We start from the raw sequence: 2,848 nt of genomic DNA, 5'->3' as shown, positions 1-2,848 counted from the left end.
GTGTAGGCTATTTGATCATGTTCTTTTACAGGTTCAAAGCTAAACTCAACTGAATATAGGGTATAAAAAATATAAAGGGATATAAAATTAACGAGAGATATTAAAACACCGTAAAACATAGAAAAAATGATCTTGTCTTTAATTTCTACTTGATAAGATTGTGCAAAACTAAATATCATGAGCAAGGCTAGAATCAAAGATAAAATAGGAGAGATGGGAATAACCAGATACAGGTAATCAAGCAACCCAAACATAATGAAATAAATGAACCGGTTATGTTTTTTAGCTGATTTATCAAACACCGAGTTAAAGAAAAAATTAATTTGAACGCCCATCACAAGTATAATACTAAAGACAATAGGAAAATTATTTTGAATCATATCAATCGACCTTCATAATCATAAATTTGGTGTAAGTATCTTTAACCTCTTTAATTTTAGAACGACCTATGGGTAATTCCAACCCATTGGACATTAAAACAACTCCGCTAGCAAATTTCTTCACATGAAGCAGATTAATAATAATAGAACGATGGATTTGCAAGAAGTTACAGCCTTTTAAGGCCAAAGCATAATCTGAAATGATGCCTTTGCTTTCATAGGTTTGATTAGTGGTCGTAAAATGTAGTTTGCTTTTTATAGTTAAGCTTTTGGCAGCTTCAATACTAATGAGGTCATCATATTTTAAAACGATTTCTTCATAGGTTGACTTGATAACCATAAACTTTTTATCAAGTGCTTGAAAGTATTGGCATATCTTGATCATTTTCTCCTCCAAGATCGAAGGAGCAATGGGTTTTATCAAATACTGGAATGTCATGACATCAAAACTTTCAACCATATATTCAGGATAGCTTGTCAGAAAAATAATTTGTTCATCCAGGTTATTTAACCCTCTTATTTTTCGGGCTGTTTGAATCCCGTTCATCCCCCCCATTTCAATATCCAAAATTAAAATATGGAATGGAGTTTCATGGCGCTCATAATCGGATACCAATTGCTCTCCCGAGCCGAATAATTCAATTTCAAAATCTATATTTGTCTTTATCGACAAAGTAATTAGGATGCTTTTAACAAGCTCTCTTTGTTTTTCCTCATCATCGCAAATAGCCACTCTATACAAAAATGATACACCTCTCATTTCCAGTACCTTTATTCTAAAACGCTATATAAGCATGATACAACCTTTTGACCTTGTATAGATAGCTTTTGGATGAAATGCAAATTAAAATCCCTCAACACCAAATGAACGAGCTTCTTTTCCGGAGGTGTTTTGAATGTCTTTTTTATAACATCCATATGGAGTTATGTTATAAATTTTTACTAGAACAAAATTCTACTGACAAATAATTCAAATGGCTCATCACGTTATCCTGCCCGTCAATGATCTGGTCACAATCCGGTTGGGTGTTGCGTATATCTCCGACTGAATCTGCTTCCTGCTTAGATGGAAGTGCAATTAAAAATACTTACAAAATCTGATATAGTCTTAATAGATAACATAAACACTAAGGGTAAACCTCCAATTAGAAGGAAGTATTAAACAATGTATGTAAAAATGGTTATGCAGGAGCTTGAAGCTCTCGGCAAGAAACGAACCAAGAAAATGTACGGATCCAATGGCGCGCACGAACCGCTTTTTGGCGTGGCTGCATGCGATATGAAGCCCATCGCCAAGAAAATTAAAATAAATCAACCTTTGGCTGAGCAGCTTTACACCACAGGGAACTACGATGCATTGTACTTTGCCGGCATAATTGCAGACCCAAATGCAATGACTGAAGCGGATTTTGAGCGTTGGCTGGATGCGGTTTCCCGTTACTTGAACAGGCTGCCGATTACCGGCAGCCTGTTTTATTATTGAGCTATCGTTCTGCGTTAGTTAAATGTTTATTTCTTATTTCAATTTGAATGTTACAATTCTGAATATCGATAAACTTTACTAATAATGCTATTTTATTCTCTGAATTAACTCGCTTCCAGTAAAAGTCGGCTATTTCGTGTATTGAATCAAATAGCGGTACCTCAAATGGCTCACCTTCAAATGGCTTTAAAGTGCCATTTTGTTCCGATTCGTACGTATGAATGCAATGTCCTGTGCCATTTTTAAACTTACTGAAGTGATAACTATTTCGCAAGCAAACTGAAGGATCATTATCATGAGTTTTTAAAATAGAGAGACTGTATTGTTTTGTGTTCGTGTTAACTACCCCTGAGATTCTCGGCGTATAGTGTGGTACATCCGGCTCAAACTCTCGCAACATCAAAGATTGTTCAAATGTCCTATTATTCTGTAGTCCTTCATAAATGGTTTCAGTTTGATCTCCATTCGTTACGATATGCACGTCTTCCCAGTGACGAATTGGATAATAAATGATGAGTGAGGGATCTTCCACTTTAGCTGGATCGAATGCTTGGTTCCTCACATTTGTGCCATCCAACTCAAAAATACGATTGCGACTGTTCGTACTTCTCCCCATAATCCAATATACTTGGACATAATGCGATCCGGAAGGAGTCATTCCCAAGATAAGAGTTCTACCCGGATAAGGATTTTCAAACAAATTCCTTTGAAATGTATTAATAAGCCTGTCCTCCTTCAAAAGTAAACATAAAGAGGTAAGGGGAACACCCCTTACCTCTGCCCAGGCGTACGGCTAGTTAGACCACATGCTCCCTCACGGTTCACCGCGTGCGCCAGTTACAAGTGATCATTAAATTATTACCATATTACCATTTTTTGTAATGTCCCACAATATTCTTTTAGCACCTCTCACCACGTTATACTGCCCGTTAGCTCAACGAAGGGCTGCCTAAGCGGCAGCCCTTCCAATTTTGAACTATAAGTT

At 36.6% G+C, this 2,848-nt stretch carries 2 protein-coding genes, 2 pseudogenes and 1 riboswitch; of the genes and pseudogenes, 1 reads left to right on the top strand and 3 read right to left on the bottom strand.

Translation table 11 applies throughout. The features are described from left to right. Positions 1 to 380, bottom strand: a pseudogene (locus GC102_RS39015) (ATP-binding protein); the annotation flags it as partial. 1 nt (position 381) lies between these two features. After that, positions 382 to 1,122, bottom strand: coding sequence for a LytR/AlgR family response regulator transcription factor (locus GC102_RS02130; RefSeq protein WP_171688029.1), 741 nt, complete (start codon positions 1,120 to 1,122; stop codon positions 382 to 384). A gap of 423 nt (positions 1,123 to 1,545) precedes the next feature. Between GC102_RS02130 and GC102_RS02125 the strand changes: the two are divergent. Further along, a pseudogene (locus GC102_RS02125) lies at positions 1,546 to 1,824 on the top strand (DNA alkylation repair protein); the annotation flags it as partial. Positions 1,825 to 1,864: 40 nt separating this feature from the next. On the opposite strand, the gene GC102_RS02120 reads toward GC102_RS02125, so the two are convergent. Next, positions 1,865 to 2,563, bottom strand: a complete 699-nt coding sequence (locus GC102_RS02120; RefSeq protein ID WP_281367618.1) for an IMP cyclohydrolase — start codon at positions 2,561 to 2,563, stop codon at positions 1,865 to 1,867. Between the two features lie 72 nt (positions 2,564 to 2,635). Beyond that, positions 2,636 to 2,714: riboswitch (ZMP/ZTP riboswitch) on the bottom strand. Between the last annotated feature and the right edge of the window lie 134 nt (positions 2,715 to 2,848).

Origin of the sequence: Paenibacillus germinis (genome assembly GCF_013141785.1) — a bacterium.
GTDB lineage: Bacteria > Bacillota > Bacilli > Paenibacillales > NBRC-103111 > Paenibacillus_E > Paenibacillus_E phytorum.
The sequence above is the reverse complement of the archived record's forward strand: the minus strand, read 5'-3'. Positions and strand labels throughout refer to the sequence as shown.